This window comes from Aequorivita echinoideorum (assembly GCF_018476645.1).
GTDB lineage: Bacteria > Bacteroidota > Bacteroidia > Flavobacteriales > Flavobacteriaceae > Aequorivita > Aequorivita echinoideorum.
The window spans coordinates 1-2434 of record NZ_JAHCTB010000018.1; the positions used below are offsets into that span (position 1 = coordinate 1).

At 31.4% G+C, this 2434-nt stretch carries 2 protein-coding genes; both read right to left on the reverse strand.

Annotated elements, in window-relative coordinates; all coding sequences use genetic code 11:
• Nucleotides 1-136: 136 nt before the first annotated feature.
• Nucleotides 137-1588 carry a hypothetical protein gene (locus tag KIV10_RS13785; protein WP_214114723.1) on the reverse strand — a complete coding sequence of 484 codons (1452 nt, stop codon included), beginning with the start codon at nucleotides 1586-1588 and terminating at the stop codon, nucleotides 137-139.
• A gap of 170 nt (nucleotides 1589-1758) precedes the next feature.
• Complete coding sequence (locus KIV10_RS13790) at nucleotides 1759-2289, reverse strand: hypothetical protein (protein ID WP_214114725.1); 531 nt, start codon at nucleotides 2287-2289, stop codon at nucleotides 1759-1761.
• Nucleotides 2290-2434 lie beyond the last annotated feature (145 nt).

Here is a 2434-nt window from a genome sequence, read left to right on the forward strand (position 1 = left end):
AAAATAAGTGGGCCCCAAACAAAAAAAAAATAGCTTACAGATCCATTCTTTCAATCTGTTAGCCTAGAATAATAATGTCGAAAATTAATGAAGAAATTAGTTGTTTTTTACCTCAGTTCTTTGTTGTATGCTGGCTTTAATTTCTTCTTAATGGTTCTGAACAATACAGAGTTGGTGTTTTAAGTTCTTTCTTTGGATAAGCACTTGTTTTTTCTTCTTTAGTAGCATATTCGTATATAGGATTTCTTAATTTTCTATAGTCTATAATATTCAAAATCAAGTCTCTTAATATGTGGTCGAGCTTTTGTAGATTTATATACATATCTCTAGGGTTATCTCCAATGATTCCATTATGAACAGCATTGTGTCTTTCTTGATTTACTAAATTTTCAACATTTTCATTTCTTGGGATACACCCAAATTCGAGCAAATCAAACATTTTTTCAACGGTACTGTTCTTTCTGCGATTAATATCTCCAATCTTAGATTTGAATATGCTATAAGCATTTTTGTTTGTACTATTAATTTTCGCCTTATTGCTGTCCAATATTTCTATTAAGGATGGTTTTATTTCCTCATTCCAAATATGATTCTCAATTAAGTTTTCGCTAATTTCTTCAATTGAATTTTGATAGTTAGAGCACAATTTTTCTAAAGCGTTGATTAGAATTGAGTAAGCTTGTTGTATACCCGAAGTCGTAAAAGCTTGATTTAATGAAGTAACAGTTGATGTTAATTCTAAACTTTTATCATATTGACAGTAAAGGTTGAAACATTTGAAAAATGCTTCTTGAAAAATTTGTGAGCTATAGGAATGATGTTCATTTATTGGTAAGTATCTACTTAAATTCGAATTTTCAATTTTGCTGTAAGAATATAGATAAACTATATGAGCATCTGAACCATCAGTCCGATAGAAGTCTCCAGTCAATTCTTTTCTTATGTGTACTTGCCCACCGTTTATAAATGACAGAAATCCAACAAGTTGATTTCTAAAATCTAAATAGTGGCTGTAAGTCAATCTACCATATCCACCATTCTCTGTAAAGTTAATTTGGATATTTTCGCTATTGATAGATTTTGAGAAAATAAGGTGAAAATAGTTTTGCTCGTAACCATCCATTTCTAAGCACATTGAACAGCTAGTATGGTCAAAATTTGGTCCATTAAACTTATCTACTTCTCCATATCTCCTGTGTTTTTTTATATCTGTATAATCAGAAAAAGCAGTTTTAAAGCCTTCTAATTCTAGAAAAAAAATGGACTGTTCTTTATCCTGTCCATTTTCAGGTAATTCTTTTTCTTGTTCTGTTAGTTTGATAAAGTTCCTACAAACAAACCTTGCTTTCTTATTCTTATGCTTAAATAGTGTGAATGTTAAGTCTTTAATCTCAATCAGGTAATTTTTTTCGGTTACACCTTCAAGATTAAACCATTTAGAAAAGTCTCCATCTTCATAAAAATCATTTTCCAAGAAAGTTTCTAAAAAATAAACTCCGTTTTCTTCAAATACAAGTGCGAAAGAGAAATTACATTCTTTCTCTTTTTCAATTAATCTACCTTTTGTAATTGTATATACGTGATTCAATTTTAGGTTCTTTTTTTAGCTTGCATACAACGGTTTGGGCTATGGTTTCGTTGCGTGAAAATCCGCGAGGATTTTCCGCCGTGCATCGAAAATAGCAAATTTGCGAGGACTTTCCGCGAGGAAAGTCAGAAGCAATGAACTATAGCCGGTGTTAGCAAACGTATTTTATATTAAAAGCTAAATTCGGCAACGACAATTCGTTTGTGAAAATAGTTATTAAAATCAGGTTTTAAGCTTAAAAGTCCGTCGACAATAATTTTGTTTTGCATTATTCCAGCAGCTTCTCTTTTGCTCCAGTATTTTTTAATTAGAGAATCCGAATCTTTTATTTTATAAAGTGCTGTCATATATTTTCCTAAATTATTTTCTTTTAGCGAAGTTGTGTCTTTGTCATAGATTTCATTTCGCAGTCCGCTTTTATAATATTCCTGGTGCGTTTTTTTAGATTGAAATTCAAATTTTTTCCAGTCAGTTATTGTGTCCGATTTAATATCGATGAGATATTGACGATAACCTTTTTCGATTGTCAAATTCGGATATATTTTGGTTAAGTTTTTTTCAAAGTCAGATACAAGTGAGTCAAAAGCGTTTGTTTGTCTTTCTCCAAATATTTTTTCAAATTCCGCAATTCGGCTGTCAGTTTGTTTTTGAGAACAACTAAATATCAAAATCAGAACTAGAACTAAATGGAATCTCTGCATTTCGTTTATATGTTTGCTAACGGTCTCGTATAACCGTCAGTTACGGGCAAGTTAGCGAATTTTTTCGGTTGAGCACAAACGTTAGCAATTCCGAGTGGATTCGGACGTAGTTGAATCCGCCGTAATTGCGGTTATACATTGTTGG